The sequence below is a fragment of the Xinfangfangia pollutisoli genome (assembly GCF_020179405.1).
Lineage (GTDB): Bacteria > Pseudomonadota > Alphaproteobacteria > Rhodobacterales > Rhodobacteraceae > Pseudogemmobacter > Pseudogemmobacter pollutisoli.
Window position 1 is genome coordinate 1 of sequence record NZ_JAICBZ010000015.1, and the last position, 14,397, is coordinate 14,397.

The 14,397-nt window shown below is 65.4% G+C and carries 16 protein-coding genes; 14 read left to right on the forward strand and 2 right to left on the reverse strand.

Annotated elements, in window-relative coordinates; translation table 11 throughout:
* Positions 1 to 219 precede the first annotated feature (219 nt).
* Both K1Y73_RS07000 and K1Y73_RS07005 read left to right on the forward strand, forming a co-directional pair.
* Positions 220 to 858 carry an RHS repeat domain-containing protein gene (locus K1Y73_RS07000; protein WP_225027483.1) on the forward strand — a complete coding sequence of 213 codons (639 nt, stop codon included), beginning with the start codon at positions 220 to 222 and terminating at the stop codon, positions 856 to 858.
* Between the two features lie 13 nt (positions 859 to 871).
* Positions 872 to 1,399 (forward strand): hypothetical protein, encoded by a 528-nt coding sequence (locus tag K1Y73_RS07005; protein ID WP_225027484.1) that lies wholly within the window; start codon positions 872 to 874, stop codon positions 1,397 to 1,399.
* Between the two features lie 71 nt (positions 1,400 to 1,470).
* Here K1Y73_RS07005 and K1Y73_RS07010 read toward each other — a convergent pair whose 3' ends face one another.
* A complete protein-coding gene (locus K1Y73_RS07010; protein ID WP_225027485.1) occupies positions 1,471 to 2,181 on the reverse strand; it encodes a GntR family transcriptional regulator in 711 nt (236 codons plus the stop codon).
* Between the two features lie 162 nt (positions 2,182 to 2,343).
* On the opposite strand from K1Y73_RS07010, the gene K1Y73_RS07015 reads away from it, so the two are divergent.
* From K1Y73_RS07015 to K1Y73_RS07070, 12 genes are all read left to right on the forward strand, one after another.
* Positions 2,344 to 2,895 carry a TRAP transporter small permease gene (locus K1Y73_RS07015; RefSeq protein WP_225027486.1) on the forward strand — a complete coding sequence of 184 codons (552 nt, stop codon included), beginning with the start codon at positions 2,344 to 2,346 and terminating at the stop codon, positions 2,893 to 2,895.
* A complete protein-coding gene (locus K1Y73_RS07020; protein ID WP_225027488.1) occupies positions 2,892 to 4,163 on the forward strand; it encodes a TRAP transporter large permease in 1,272 nt (423 codons plus the stop codon). The genes K1Y73_RS07015 and K1Y73_RS07020 overlap by 4 nt, the downstream gene beginning before the upstream one ends.
* Positions 4,163 to 5,074 (forward strand): 3-hydroxyacyl-CoA dehydrogenase family protein, encoded by a 912-nt coding sequence (locus K1Y73_RS07025; protein WP_225027489.1) that lies wholly within the window; start codon positions 4,163 to 4,165, stop codon positions 5,072 to 5,074. The genes K1Y73_RS07020 and K1Y73_RS07025 overlap by 1 nt, the downstream gene beginning before the upstream one ends.
* 15 nt (positions 5,075 to 5,089) lie before the next feature.
* Positions 5,090 to 6,058: a TRAP transporter substrate-binding protein gene (locus K1Y73_RS07030; protein WP_225027490.1), complete on the forward strand. Its 969-nt coding sequence runs from the start codon at positions 5,090 to 5,092 to the stop codon at positions 6,056 to 6,058.
* 65 nt (positions 6,059 to 6,123) lie between these two features.
* Positions 6,124 to 6,984, forward strand: a complete 861-nt coding sequence (locus K1Y73_RS07035) for a VOC family protein (RefSeq protein WP_225027491.1) — start codon at positions 6,124 to 6,126, stop codon at positions 6,982 to 6,984.
* The gene (locus K1Y73_RS07040) at positions 6,981 to 7,838 is read left to right on the forward strand and encodes a VOC family protein (protein ID WP_225027492.1); all 858 of its coding nucleotides are present in this window, start codon (positions 6,981 to 6,983) and stop codon (positions 7,836 to 7,838) included. The genes K1Y73_RS07035 and K1Y73_RS07040 overlap by 4 nt, the downstream gene beginning before the upstream one ends.
* 5 nt (positions 7,839 to 7,843) lie before the next feature.
* Entirely contained in the window at positions 7,844 to 8,551 is a 708-nt protein-coding gene (locus K1Y73_RS07045) for a class II aldolase/adducin family protein (RefSeq protein WP_225027493.1), read from the forward strand.
* Positions 8,544 to 9,998: a 2-hydroxymuconic semialdehyde dehydrogenase gene (locus K1Y73_RS07050; protein WP_225027494.1), complete on the forward strand. Its 1,455-nt coding sequence runs from the start codon at positions 8,544 to 8,546 to the stop codon at positions 9,996 to 9,998. Before K1Y73_RS07045 ends, K1Y73_RS07050 begins: the two co-directional genes overlap by 8 nt.
* 10 nt (positions 9,999 to 10,008) lie before the next feature.
* The gene (locus K1Y73_RS07055) at positions 10,009 to 10,791 is read left to right on the forward strand and encodes an FAA hydrolase family protein (protein WP_225027495.1); all 783 of its coding nucleotides are present in this window, start codon (positions 10,009 to 10,011) and stop codon (positions 10,789 to 10,791) included.
* The gene (locus tag K1Y73_RS07060; RefSeq protein ID WP_225027497.1) at positions 10,788 to 11,594 is read left to right on the forward strand and encodes an HpcH/HpaI aldolase family protein; all 807 of its coding nucleotides are present in this window, start codon (positions 10,788 to 10,790) and stop codon (positions 11,592 to 11,594) included. The genes K1Y73_RS07055 and K1Y73_RS07060 overlap by 4 nt, the downstream gene beginning before the upstream one ends.
* 116 nt (positions 11,595 to 11,710) lie before the next feature.
* Complete coding sequence (locus K1Y73_RS07065) at positions 11,711 to 12,331, forward strand: TetR/AcrR family transcriptional regulator (RefSeq protein ID WP_225027499.1); 621 nt, start codon at positions 11,711 to 11,713, stop codon at positions 12,329 to 12,331.
* A 245-nt stretch (positions 12,332 to 12,576) separates the two neighbouring features.
* Positions 12,577 to 13,974 carry an aminomethyl transferase family protein gene (locus K1Y73_RS07070; protein ID WP_225027501.1) on the forward strand — a complete coding sequence of 466 codons (1,398 nt, stop codon included), beginning with the start codon at positions 12,577 to 12,579 and terminating at the stop codon, positions 13,972 to 13,974.
* Positions 13,975 to 14,161: 187 nt separating this feature from the next.
* Here the strand turns inward: K1Y73_RS07070 and K1Y73_RS07075 are convergent, their stop codons facing one another.
* Positions 14,162 to 14,392, reverse strand: a complete 231-nt coding sequence (locus tag K1Y73_RS07075; protein WP_225027503.1) for a hypothetical protein — start codon at positions 14,390 to 14,392, stop codon at positions 14,162 to 14,164.
* Positions 14,393 to 14,397 lie beyond the last annotated feature (5 nt).

Here is a 14,397-nt window from a genome sequence, read left to right on the forward strand (position 1 = left end):
GCGGGGTGGAGCAGCCCGGTAGCTCGTCAGGCTCATAACCTGAAGGCCGCAGGTTCAAATCCTGCCCCCGCAACCAACGATAACGACAAACCCGTAGCACACGCTGCGGGTTTTTTTGTTTTTGCAGACTTTCCAATGGTTCGCCGCTCCGTCCAGTTGAGGATCGTGCCCAGTTCGCCGTGCAATGTCGCGTAAATCTCGCCGCGCACAGGCCCCGGTGTGAGCGAAATCTTCTCGATCACCTACGGGCTTCTCGGTCGGTTGGACGCGATCACCAATCCCGACGGCCGGGTCACGACCTTCACTTACGACGACGAGGCCGGAGCGCTCGCCAGCATTACCGAACCTTCGCCGGAGAGCGGAACGGTAAGCTTCGGCTACGATGAAAACGGCCGCCTGATCTCGACCACCAACCAGAATGGCAACACCACCGTTTACAGCTATGACGCGACGGGCAGGCTGGGCGGCTCGAACCTGCCAGACGGCTCCTCCACGGCTGTTGCTGAGGGAGTGTTTGGATTGACCGGCTACATTGTGGGAGCACTTGCCTTCGCGGAAACGGACATTGATGCTATACTTGAGGCAAACAGGGGCGGCCCGATCAACAAGCACCATTGCTATCCAAAGTACATGAGCGGCGATGCAAGGATCGGACACCTCAAGGATTTAGACAAAAAAGCGCACCAGTTCGTTCACAAGGCCATGCAGGAATACACAAGCGTCTTCAACCTGCGTTGGATTTCGAAAAGGGGCGGCAATATGATACAACGCGATTACTCCCAGGCCTATATGCAGCGCGTGGCCAGGAACTTCTATGACGATATGTATAGTTATTTTAAGCTTTCTATTGGATGTTGAAAGAGAGGGCAGAATGCCGGTAATTCTGGAATGCGAAGGGAACTACAATAACATGCGGGGCGGCGATCCGAAATTGCCTATGTGCCCAACCTGTAAGGTATTCTTCGATCCATATAGAAGCGGCTTCCCAGGGCGAGTAAAGTCAAAATATGATATTTCGATAACTTCCGAACACATGCATTTGGCATCTCCGCGCCTGAAGGAATTTCTGGACGAAACGTGCACGAGTCCGATCGAGTATTTTGAAACCGGCGGTGGTTATTTCGTTTTGCGTCCTAAGCGTGAAATAGTCTTGGACATGCGGGGATTTATGATTGATGGGACAGCATTGTGTAAGACTTGCGGGGAGCCAAACGGTGTTTACTCGGATATACAAGGGGAAGTCAAAATTCTTGCGGGGCGGCAACCAGTTGGCCCACTCGAAATGGTGCGCAGCCGGCAGCGCTTTGGAGAACGCCGCCAAAGAGACTTCCTCATCATCATTGGGGATCAGTTGGCGGAGAGTTTGTGCAGGGGGAAATTCACCGGCCTCAGCATTTAACCCGTGAATAGGGCGGTTATCGGCTCTGATGATGGGTTGGGTACCTGCGTGTCGCCAGGCGCCCGGCGGCGTCAGCTTTCGCTGCGCTGCTGGGCCACCTCAAGTGCCGCAAGAACGCGGTCGGTCGTGCGCTGGATATGGGCGCAGCTGACTTCGATCGCGCGCGGAACGTTGCGATCCATGGCCGAGTCGAACAGCGCCCGGTGTTCGTCATGCACGTCGCGCGACAAGGCAGGGCGGCTGCGGGACAGCTGGCGGTAGCGTTCGTGATGCTTGTACATCATGGCCCGGATCCGCAACAGCCAGACCGAATGCGCCGCCCCCACCAGCGCCTCGTGGAACTCGGTGTTCAGCCCCTCCCATTCGGTCAGGTCGCGCGGCTCGGCGCTGCGTTCCATCCGCTCCAGCCGATACCAGGCCGAGATCAGCCGCTCTTCCCAGGCCCGGTCGCCACGCGGCAGCGATTGGGCGATGGCCTCGGCCTCAAGCTGCTTGCGCAACTCGCCGATCTCGCGCGCGTCCTGCGCCGACAGCGGCGCAACCACGCAGCCGCGCTGGCCCAGCAGGGTGACCAGATGGTCGCCCGACAGCCGCGCCAGCGCCTCGCGCAGCGGGCCCGCGCCCAGGCCGTAGCGGTCGCGCAGCATGTCGATCTTCAGCTTCAGCCCCGGCGCCAGCCGGCCCGCCACGATATCCTCGCGCAAAAGCCGATAGGCCTTTTCGGCCAGGGTCTTGTCGCTGGCGTCGAAGGCATCGGGGGAAAGTAGGATGGTCTGCTGCATGCGGGCTGCCAGGGTTGAGGGGCGGGCTGCTTTGCCTTGGATCATAGGCATTCACCCAGTAAAATCAAATTTTAGTTTGACATCGCGATAATATCAATATTTTCTGCGCGGCGGGAGGAATATATGGAAAACGCTCTAGAGTCACCCGGAGCGGGCGCGGCCATGCCTCGACGCTCGATGCTGGCACGGGTCAGCACCGCCATCGCGCGCGCCGAGATTCTTCTGGCCGCCGTCCTGACATTCGTTCTTTTCGCGCTTCTGCTGGCGAATGTGACCTCGCGCTTCTTCGGGCGGCCGCTGATCTGGGTGGATGAGCTGGCGGTCTATCTGATGGTGATCGCGGCCTTCCTGGCGGCGGCCGCGGCGATCGACGCGCGCCAGCATATCTCGGTCACGCTTCTTCCCGACATGCTGTCGCCCCGCAACGCGGCCATCCTGCGGCTGCTGGCCGATCTGATCCTGCTGGGCTTCATGCTGCTGCTGAGCTGGATGGTCTGGGTCTGGTTCGATCCGCTGACCGCCAGCGCGGCGGAATCGCTTGATGCCTTTGCGGCGCAGACCTTCAACTTCATCTATCAGGAACCGACCGTGACGCTGGGCCTGCAAAAGGTGTGGTTCTGGCTGGTCATGCCGGTCTTCGCCATCGCCGCGACGGTGCATTGCCTGGCGCAGATCGAGGCGGACCTGAAACACCTGGGAAATCTTGCGAAATGATCGTCGGCAGCAGCTTCCTCGGACTTGTGGTCCTGTCGGTGCCGATCGCCTTCGTTCTGGCGATCTGTGCGCTGATCTACATCTTCGCCAGCGGCAATACCGTTCTGCTGATGTCCTTCCCGCAGCAATTGTTCGGCGGGCTGGAAAATTACGGCCTTCTGTCGCTGCCGCTGTTCATCCTGCTGGGCGAGTTCATGAATGTGGGCGGCATCGGCCGGCGGCTGATGGCTTTGGCCATGGCGGTTCTGGGGTCGGTCAAGGGCGGGCTGGCCTATGTGAACCTGGGCGCCAACATGATGATGGCGGCGATCCTGGGGTCGACCGTGGCGCAGATCACCATCATGTCGCGCCTGGCCGTGCCCGAGATGGAAAAGCAGGGCTATCCGCGCGATGTCTCGGTTGCGATCACAGCGGCGGGTGGGCTTCTGGCGCCGATCATTCCGCCGTCGATGCTGTTCATCATTTATGGCGTCATCGCGCAGCTTCCGATCGGCGATCTGTTCATCGCGGGCATCGTGCCGGGCATTCTGATCTTCGTGGCCTTCCTGGCCGTCATCGGCTGGCTGGGCAAGAAGCACGATTTCCCGCGCAGTGAAACGCTGCCGTTCCGGGCGCGCCTGCGGGCCATCGCCGATGCGCTGCCGGCGGCACTGATTCCGGCCACGATCATCGGCACGATCCTGGGCGGCGTGGCCCATCCCACCGAAAGCGCGGCCTTGGGCAGCATCGCGACGATCCTTGTCGGCGCCTTCATCTACCGCGAGCTGAAATTCCGCGACATTCTTCTGGCCTTCGCCAATGCCGCGCGGTCATCGGCCATCGTGATGTTCCTGATCGCGACCGCCACGGTGTTTTCCTGGGTCATCACCTTCGAGAACGTGCCGGCCCAGGTCGCGGCGGCGATGCAGGCGATGACCGCCTCGCCCCTGGTCTTCATGCTGATGCTGAACGTCCTGCTTCTGCTGATCGGCATGGTGACGGATCCCATTCCCGCGATCATCCTGATCGTCCCGGTTCTGCTGCCGGTCGCCACGGGCGTCTACGGGATCGACCCGGTCTTCTTCGGCGTCGTCGTCTGCGTGAACCTGACGCTGGGGCTGCTGACGCCTCCGGTGGGCACGGGCCTGTTCACCGCGGCGCTGATGGGTGGCGTCAAGGCGGAACGGCTGGCCGTGCTGCTGCTGCCCTTCTTCGTGGCAGTGCTGGCGGTGATCCTGCTGATGGTCTGCTTCCCGCAGATGGTCACCTTCCTGCCCGAGTTGCTGTGATGGCGGTCGTCTGGGTTCTGGGCGGCGGGCTGATCGGGGCGGGCTGGGCGGCGGCCTTCGGGCTGGCCGGTCATGCGGTGCAGGTGATCGACCCCGACCGGGCAGCGGCGCAGGCGCGGCTGGACGAGGTCTGGGCCCGCGCGACGGCGGCAAGGGGCGACACCGGGGCGCTTCGGCCGGTCATCCTGGCCGCAGCCGAAGGGCCCGCCCCGGCCCTGGTGCAGGAATGCCTGCCCGAGCGGCTGGATCTGAAACGCGCGGCGCTGGCCGCGATCCTGCCGCTTCTGGATGAGAAGACGCTGATCGCCTCGTCCTCGTCGGGCCTGTCGCCCGATGATCTGCAACAGGGGCTTGACGGGGCAGGGCGCCTGTTCATCGCGCATCCCTGCAATCCGCCCTGGTTGATGCCGGTGGTGGAACTGTCGGGCGGCGCCGCAACCCTGCCCGAGGTGCTGGACCGGGCCCGCGCCTTCTATGAAGGTCTGGGCAAGCGCGTCTTGACCCTGGCCAAGCCGATGCCCGGCCATCTGGTCAACCGGCTGCAAGCCGCGCTGTGGCGCGAGGCGGTGCATCTGGTGCGCGAAGGCGTGGCCTCGCTGGCCGATGTCGAAGATGCGGTGACGCTGGGCCTGGCGCCGCGCTGGTGCCTGATGGGGCCTTCGGCAGTGTTCCATGTCTCGGGCGGGCCGCGCGGGTTCGAGGGGTTCTTCGACGCGCTGGCCCCCGAATTCGAACGCTGGTGGGACACGCTGGGGGCGCCGCGCTTCGATGCCGAAACCCGCGCCGCACTGGTGCGGGGCATGGCACAGGCCGATCCGCGCAGCGTGGCCGAGATCGGCGCCGCGCGCGACCGGCGCCTGCCCGAGATCTTGACGTTTCTGGAGGAACAGGCCCGCGCTGACGGGCTCTGAGGGAGGAATACGAGGATGTTGTTGAAAAAGATCGGATTGGCGGCGGGGCTGGCGCTTCTGCTGTCGGGCGGCATGGCCGCGGCGGAACAGTACCGGCTGGGCCTGATCACCCCGCCCTCGCATCAATGGAGCGTCCATGCCCAGCTGGCGGCGGATGCGATCAAGGAAAAGACCGAGGGCCGGGTCGAGATCAGCCTTTTCCCCTCGGGCCAGCTGGGATCTGAGGCGCAGATGCTGCAGCAGCTGCAGACCGGCGCGCTGGATTTCGCCTTCCTGACCGTGGGCGAGTTCGCCAATCGCGATCCGAATTACGGCGTCTTCCTGGCCCCCTATCTGGTCAGCGACATCGAGGGCGCGAAGAAGGCCCTGGGCGGCGCGACCGCGGGCAAGCTGCTGGAGGGCATGAACAAGTTCGGCGTCGTGGGCCTGGGCTGGAGCTCGGCCGGCATGCGCACCGTCGTGATGCGCGGCACCATTGCCACGGTGGGCGATCTGGCGGGCAAGAAGATCCGCACCGTGCCGAACGCGCCCGAACTGGATTTCTGGACCCTGCTGGGCGCCACCCCCACGCCGATGCCGCTGCCGGCGCTGTATGACGCCTTGGCCAATGGCCAGGTCGATGGCGCGCAGCTGGACCATGAAGGCACCTGGAACACCAAGTATTACGACCACGCCGGCACGATCATCGACTCGCGCCACATGATGTTCCCGATGGTCGCCGTGGCCTCGGGCCGCAAGTGGCAGGCGATTTCCGAAGCAGACCGCGCCGCGATCCAGGAGATCATGACCGCGAATTTCGCCGCGATCGTGGATGCCTATGGCGCGCTGGACAACAAATACATGGAAGACCTGAAGACCACGCCCGTGACGGTCATGACGGTGGACCGGGCCTGGTTCGGCCCGGCGGTCGACAAATGGTATGAAGACTGGCGGGTGAAGGCGCCGGTTCTGGTCGAGCTGGAAGCCGAGATGGCGGCCAACTGACCTGACGAAAACGCGGGCCGGGCGCCCTGTGTGCCCGGACCCCGGCAAGATTTGCGGAGACGAAGATGACCTATCGTGACCTGCGCTATCTGCGCGTCGATGTCGAAGACCTTGATGCGGCGCATGCCTTCGCCGCCGGCGTCTTCGCGCTGATGCCGATGGACCGTGACGAGACCCGCGCCCTGTTCCGCTCGGACGCGCGCAATTATGCGCTGTGCTGTGCGCGGGGCGAGGGCCAGGCTGTGGCGCTGACCGTGGCGCGGCCCGAAGATCTGGACGCGCTGGCCGACCGGCTGGCGGCGTATGGTCATCCGGCCACCCGGCTTTCGCCCGAGGCCTGCGCGGCCCGGCAGGTCAAGCAGGCGCTGGCGGTGGCCGCGCCGAATGGCGTGACGGTGGAACTGGTCTGGCGGCCCCTGACCTCGGGCTGGCCCTATCACGGCGGGCGCGATGCCGGGATCAGCGATTTTGCCGCCGTCTCGCTGTGCTGCCGCGACATCGCCGCGAACGAGGCTTTCTGGGTCAAGGGCCTGGGTCTGCGCATCAGCGATTATGCGGGCGACGCGGTCTTCCTGGCGCTGGACGAGGCGCATCACCGCATCGCTCTATACCCTTCGGACCGCGATGGCATTCTGGGCGCCAGCTGGGAAGTCGCCACCCGCGATCACATCATGCGCAACTGGTATCACTTCCAGAAGCTGCAACTGCCCGTCGTGGCCGGCCCCGGCCGCCAACCCACATCGGGCGCCAGTTTCGTGACCACGCGCGGCCCCGGCGGGATTCTGTTCTCGTACATCCACGGCATGGAGAAGGGACCGCAGATCGAAGCCCGCGGCCCGCGCCAATTCGCCGACACCGCCCGGTCGCATTGCGCCTGGGGCTCGTCCAGCACGCAGCCGGAATTTCAGGGAAGGATCGAAGGATGATCGAACTTCGCGATGTCGTCTATTGCCGCCTGGGCACCACCGATCTGGCCGGGGCCGAATGGTATGCGGTCAATATCCTGGGCCTTGAAGTGGCCGAGCGGCGCAAGGGCGCGGTCTATTTCAAATCCGATGCCCGCGCCCATACTTTGTGCTATTTCGAGGGCGATCCGACCGATCAGATGACCGCCTTCGAAATCGGCACGGCGCAGGATCTGCACACCGCCGGTGCCACGCTCGAATCCCTGGGGCATGATGTCTATTACGGCACCCGCGCGGAATGCGAAGCGCGGATGGTGCGCGAATTCATCCGCTTCCGCGATCCGACCGGCAATGTGATCGAATTCGTGCTGCGGCCGGAAACCACCGGGCTTGATTACCACGGCAGCCGCAATGCCGGGATCACCGGCTTCTCGCATGTGGGCCTGTGTTCGTCAGACCTGGCCCGCGACGAGCATTTCTGGACCTCGGTCTGCAATGCCCGGGTGTCGGACCGGATCGGCGATGCGCCCCTGATGCGGCTGGGCACGATCCACCATTCCATCGCGCTGTTTCCCTATCACCGCGCGGGCATCCAGCACATCAACCACCAGGTCGGCTCGACCGATGACATCCAGCGCTCGTTCCATTTCGTGCGCGAGAACCAGGTGAACATCACCTTCGGCCCCGGCGCGCATCCGACCTCTTCGGCGGAATTCCTGTATTTCACCGGGCCCGAGGGCATGACCTTCGAATATTCCACCGGCGTGCGCGAGATCCATGACGAACCGGCCTGGCGCGACCGCCAGTTCCATTTCGAGCCGAAGGGCTTCTGCCACTGGGGCGCCGCCCCGCAAATCGCGGCGTTCAAGAAGTGACGGCGGTGCCGACAGAAACGCTGGCCCGCACCGTGCGGATCGCGGCGCGGGCCCTGGGGCGGGCCGGGCTGGTCCATGCCTATGGCCATTGTTCGGCCCGGATCGACGCCGACCATTTCCTGGTCGCGCCGTCGAAACCCCTGGGCCATGTCCGCCCGGGAGAGGCCTGCACCCTGGTGCCCGTCCATGGCCCCCTGCCCGAGGGCGTGCTGGGCGAGGTGCGGCTGCACCAGCGGATTTATGCGCTGCGGCCCGATGCGGCCGGCGTGATCCGCTTCATGTCGCCCCAGGCGATGGCGCTGGCGGCGCTGGGCCGCGTGCCCGCGATGCGGCATGGCTTTGGCACCTATTTCGCCCCGCGCGTCGGGCTGTGGGATGACCCGCAGCTGGTGCGCGACGATGCCAGGGCCCAGGGCGCGATTGCCGCAATGGGCGACAGCCGCGGCCTGCTGATGCGCGGCAATGGCGCGGTGGTGGCGGGCGACAGTCTGGAAGAAGCGCTGGGCTTGGCCTTCTACCTGGAAGATGCCTGCCGGATCGAACTGGCGGCGCTGGCCTCGGGCCTTGCCGATGCCCCGGTGATCGGCCCCGAAGCGGCGTCCGAACGGGCGACCAAGGCCGGACGGATTTTTGAACGGATGTGGGACTTCCTGACCGAAGGCGACCCCGAAGGTGCCCGGCAAGCAGGTCCGCAAGGAGAGCGTGATGACTGAGTTTCTGAATTTCATCGACGGGCGTTTCGTCCCCGGCCGGGCCGAAGCCTTCGCCAACCACTTCCCCTCGACGGGCGAAGTGCTGGGTGAAGTGCGCGCCGCCGACCGCGACCAGGTCGACGAGGCGGTGGGCGCGGCGCAACGGGCGCTGAAAGGCCCCTGGGGCCGGATGGCGCTGGCCGAACGGGTGGCCCTGCTGCGCAAGGTCGCCGACGGGATCAACGCCCGCTTCGACGAATTCCTGGCGGCCGAGATCCGCGACACCGGCAAGCCGCGCTCGATCGCCAGCCATATCGACATCCCGCGCGGGGCGGCGAATTTCAACGTCTTCGCCGATCAGGTGATGACGCTGTCGAACGAAAGCTTCGAGATGGCCACGCCCGATGGCACCGGCGCGCTGAACTATGCCGTGCGGGGCCCTCGCGGCGTGATCGCGGTGGTCTGCCCCTGGAACCTGCCGCTTCTGCTGATGACCTGGAAAGTCGCGCCCGCGCTGGCCTGCGGCAATACGGTCGTCGTGAAACCGTCCGAGGAAACCCCGGCCACCGCCACGCTTCTGGGCGAGGTGATGAATGCCGCCGGCATTCCGGCCGGCGTCTATAACGTGGTGCATGGCCACGGCCCCGGCTCGGCCGGTGAATTCCTGACCCGGCATCCCGGCGTGAACGGCATCACCTTCACCGGCGAAACCACCACCGGCGAGGCGATCATGGCGGCCTCGTCCAAGGGGGTGCGGCCGGTGTCGCTGGAACTGGGCGGCAAGAATGCGGGGATCATCTTTGACGATGCCGATTTCGACAAGACGATGGAAGGCATCGGGCGGGCCTGTTTCGCCAATACCGGGCAGGTCTGCCTGGGCACCGAACGCATCTATGTGCAGCGCGGCATCTTCGACCGCGTGGCCGAAGGCCTGGCCGCCAAGGCGCGCGCCTATCGCTTCGGCGACCCCTTCGATCCGGCCACCACCATGGGCCCGGTGATCTCGGCCGAACACCGCGTCAAGGTGCTGTCCTATTACGACCGCGCCGCCAAGGGCGGGGCTCAGGTTCTGGCGGGCGGCGGCGTGCCGGCGATTCAGGGCTATGAGGGCGGCTATTGGGTGGAACCCACGGTCTGGACCGGCCTGTCGGAAGACAGCCCGGTGATCCGCGAGGAAATCTTCGGTCCCTGCACCCATCTGCAACCCTTCGACACCGAGGACGAGGCCATCGCCCTGGCCAACAACTCGCCCTACGGGCTTGCCACCACGATCTGGACCGAAAGTCTGGGCCGCGCTCATCGCGTCGCCCGCCAGGTCGAGGTCGGGATTTCCTGGGTGAATTGCTGGTTCCTGCGCGACCTGCGCACGCCCTTCGGCGGCGCCAAGGCCTCGGGCATCGGGCGCGAGGGCGGGGTCCATTCGATGGAGTTCTATACCGAACTTCGCAACATCTGCATCAAGCTTTAAGGAAAGCCCCATGTTGACCGAAGACCAGCGGGCGGAATGCGTCGCCTCGCTTCTGGAAAGCCACCGCACCAAGGTGCAGGGCCTGCGCCCCTCGGAACGCTTTCCGCAGATTGAACTGGAAGACAGCTATGCGATCTCCTCGGCCGTGGCCGAAGCCAAGGTAAAGGCCGGCGCGCGGATCATCGGCCACAAGATCGGCCTGACCTCGAAGGCGATGCAGGCGGCGTCCAAGATCGACGAGCCGGATTTCGGCTATATGTTCGACGACCTGATCCTGAACGATGGCGCCAAGGTGCCCTTCGACAGTTTCTGCGTGCCGCGGGTCGAGCCCGAGCTGACCTTCATCCTGAAAGAGCCGCTGAAAGGCCCGGGCATCGGGCTGATCGACGTGATGCGGGCCACCGAATGGGTCGTGCCCTCGATCGAGATCATCGACGCCCGCGTGACCGAACCGCGGCGGATCTTCGACACCGTGGCCGATAATGGCGCGGCGGCGGGCATCATCCTGGGCGGCCGCCCGGTGCGGCCCACCGATGTGGACCTGCGCTGGGTCGGCGCGATCTTCTATCGCAATTCGGAAATCGAAGAGACCGGGCTTGCGGCGGGCGTTCTGGGCCATCCGGCGATGGCGATTGCCTGGCTGGCGAACAAGGTCGGGCAATATGGCACGGTGCTGGAACCCGGCCACATGATGCTGTCGGGCAGCTTCACCCGCCCCGTCCATGCGAAAAAGGGCGATACGCTGCATGCCGATTTCGGCCCGCTCGGCTCGGTCTCGGTGCAGTTCACATGACCGGCCTGCCGCATCACCCGCTGACCACCGGCCCGGTTTCGGCCCCCCGCAACGCCTTCAAGGCGCGGCTTGCGGCGGGCGAGGCTTTGCATGGGCTTTGGCTGTCGATCCCCAATGCGGTGACCGCCGAGGCGCTAAGCCTTCTGGGCTTCGACTGGCTGTTGTTCGACACCGAACATGCCGCGGTCGATCTGGCCGATCTGCAACCCCTGCTGCAGGCGGCCTCGGCCGGGCCCTCGGCGCATGTGCTGCGCCCGGCCTGGAATGACAAGGTGCTGATCAAGCGCGCGCTGGACATGGGGGCGCAGACCCTGCTGGTGCCCTTTGTCCAGACCGCGGACGAGGCCGCGGCGGCGGTCGCGGCCTGTCTTTACCCACCGCATGGGGTGCGCGGCGTGGCGGGCGGCACGCGGGCCAGCCGCTACGGCCAGACCGCGGATTACTTCCGCGTCGCCAATGACGAGATCTGCCTGCTGGTGCAGATCGAAACGGGCGAGGCGCTGGGGCGTCTGGAAGAGATCGCCTCGGTTCCGGGCGTGGATGGCGTGTTCATCGGCCCCTCGGACCTTGCGGCCTCGATGGGGCATCTGGGCAATCCGGCCCATCCGGACGTGCAGGCGGCGCTGCAAGACGCCATCGCGCGGCTGCAGAAACTGGGCAAGCCGGGCGGCATTCTGGCCACCAACCCGGCCGATGCGCGGCGCTACCTGTCCTGGGGCTATGCTTTCGTCGCCGGAAGCGTCGATCTGGGCCTGCTGGTCGCCGCCGCGAAGGCTGTGCGCGACGCGCTGCGCGAGGCGTAAGGACGCGGTTCAGGTCGGCCGGCCCCATCCCGGGCCCGGATCCCAACTTGCCCGTCGACGGGGCCGCCCTGTCCCGCTAGGCAGGGGCAGGGCGGCTTCGGCAAGGGGCGGGACACATGGCGGCAGCAGCGGGGCGCAAGCGGCGCACGCAGGGCGAACGGCGCGAGGCGACGCAGGCCGCGGTTCTGGACACCGCGCTGCAGATCCTTGCCACCGAGGGCTATGTCGCCTTCGCCTCAAGCGGGGTGGCGGCGCGGGCCGGAATTTCCCGCGGCGCGCTGGAGCATTACTACCCCAAGAAGATCGACCTCATCGCCGCTGCCTGCCATCACGCCATCGAACGCTCGGTCGCCGAGGCGCGCGAGGCCGCCGCCAGCCCCGACATGGCGGGCGATCCGGTCGGCACCTTCCTTGCCGCCTCGGAACGCTTCTTCTTCGCCCCCGCCTATGCGGCACAGATCGAACTTCTTATCGCGGCGCGCGCCGACAAGGCGCTGGCCGAGGTGATCCACCCGATCATCACCGATGCGCGCCGGCGGCTGGACGATGTCTGGACCGAGGTTCTGGCCCGTCTGGGCCAGGGCGACGCCGCCGCCCGGCGCTATGTCGACCTGTCGCATGTGCTGATGCGCGGTCTCTACCTGTCCGAAACCTGGCTGCCGCAGGGGGCCGAGCGGGAAAAGATCATCGCCCAATGGCGCGACGCCTCGCGCGAGCTGCTGTTCGCAGGCCCGTAAGGCACTGAAAATCAGAACAATTGATCGGACATTTCCCCCGATCTTCTGCGGGCATCAAAAAACAAGGAGTGATCCTTGTAAGTTGCATTTCAAACCGGATCGCCCTAGGCTCGACTCGCGATATCCCGGGTGCCCGCCGCTTGGAGGAGGGGCGGCGCCAAGGCCGGAACGCGCCGCGCCGCAGGGCGGGGCGCGGCCCGAGACGCATCCCGAAACCTGTCCCACACCCATGCGCGGAGCCGAAGATGAAGACGCTTCAGGACCTGATCGACCAGACCCCCGATCTGGTCGACCATCTCTACAACGACACGATCTCGCAGTATCACAAATCGCGGACCAGCCTGTTCGCCACGCTGATCGCCCCCGAATACACGACCTGGCGCGAAGAGCAGCGCGCCTGGCGCGAAACGGCGGTGCTGTTCAACCAGTCGCATCACATGCCGGTCCTGTTCGTCAAAGGCCCCGACGCGCGCAGGCTGCTGGAATATCTCAGCCCCTGCAGCTTCTCGAACCTGTCGACCGACCGCGCGAAGCAGTATTTCTGCGTCACGCCCCGCGGCCATCATGTCGGCGACTGCGTGCTGAACTATTATGGCGAGACGGACGGCTTCGAACTGATCTCGGGCATGCCGGTGCTGAACTGGGTCCGCTTCCATGGCGAGACCGGCGGCTATGACGTGCAGATGCGCTTCGACCCGACCACGCCCTATGCCAAGGACGGCAAGCGCGAGAAATACCGCTTCCAGCTGGAAGGCCCCAGGGCCCGCGCCATCCTGGACGAGATCTGCGAAGGCGGCTGGCCCGAGATCAGGTTCTTCCACACCGCCTATGTGACCATTGCCGGCTGCCGGGTGCATGTGCTGCGCCATGGCATGGCCGGTCATGCGGGGGCGGAAATCTCGGGGCCCTTCGCTGAACTCGACCGGGTGCGCGACGCGATTCTGGCGGCGGGCGAAAAGCATGGGCTGCGTCAGGCGGGCACCCGGACCTACTATTCCACCCCGCTGGAAGACGGCTGGATCCCCTATCCGCTGCCCGGCATCTATACCGGCGAAGAGTTGCGGCCCTATCGCGCGTGGCTGCCTGCCGACAGCTGGGAGGCGAACATGCAGCTGGGCGGCAGTCTCTACAGCAAGAACATCGAGGATTACTACTGGACGCCCTCGGCGCTGGGCTACGAGAAATTCGTCAAGTTCGACCATGATTTCATCGGCAGCGCCGCGCTAAAGGCGCAGATGCAGGCCCCGCGCCGCGTCAAGCGCGTGCTGCGCTGGCACCATGACGATGTGGCCAGGATCTTCGCGTCTCAGACCGGCGATGGGCCGATCTACAAGGCGATCGACATGCCCACATCCTATTACGGCTGGCCGCAGGCCGATGAGGTCCGCAGCACCGACGGCGCCCTGATCGGCATGTCGCAATATTGCGGCTACAACATCAACGAGCGCGAATTCCTGTCGCTGGCCTGTCTTGACGAAGCGGCAGCCGAACCCGGAACCGAAGTCGTGCTGACCTGGGGCGAGGTGGGCGGCGGGTCGCGCAAGCCGCATGTGGAACGCCACGACCAGACCACGATCCGCGCGACCGTGCATCTGGCCCCGTTCTCGAAGGCGGCCCAGGAAAAGCTGCGCGCGGTGATCTGACGGGGCCTTGCGGGTCCATATATCGCCGTCGCCACGCCTGTCACGGGTGAAGCTGCTTCACCAAAGTGGCGCGCCTGAAGGCGAAAATCTCCACCCTTGCCGCGCAGGCAAGGGCGGGCAACCCCGCGTGATCCGGTCCGTCAGCCAAAGCTTCGATCACCGCGGGGCGCGCGCGCAAGGCCCGCCCCTAACGCCCGTTGCGCATCAGGAACCTGCCGAAATAGCGGTGGATCGCGGGCAGCAGTCCCCAGACCATCAGGAGGACCATGGCCGGCGTCAGGACAAGGGTCGTCAGCCAGATCGGCCAGCCGGCGCTGATCGGGCGGATCAGGTACAGAAGGGCGGTGATGATCGGCCAGACGCCGATCCCGATCAGCAGCGCAAGGCGGGGCCTGGAAGGGCGAGGGGGCATGTGCATGGGCA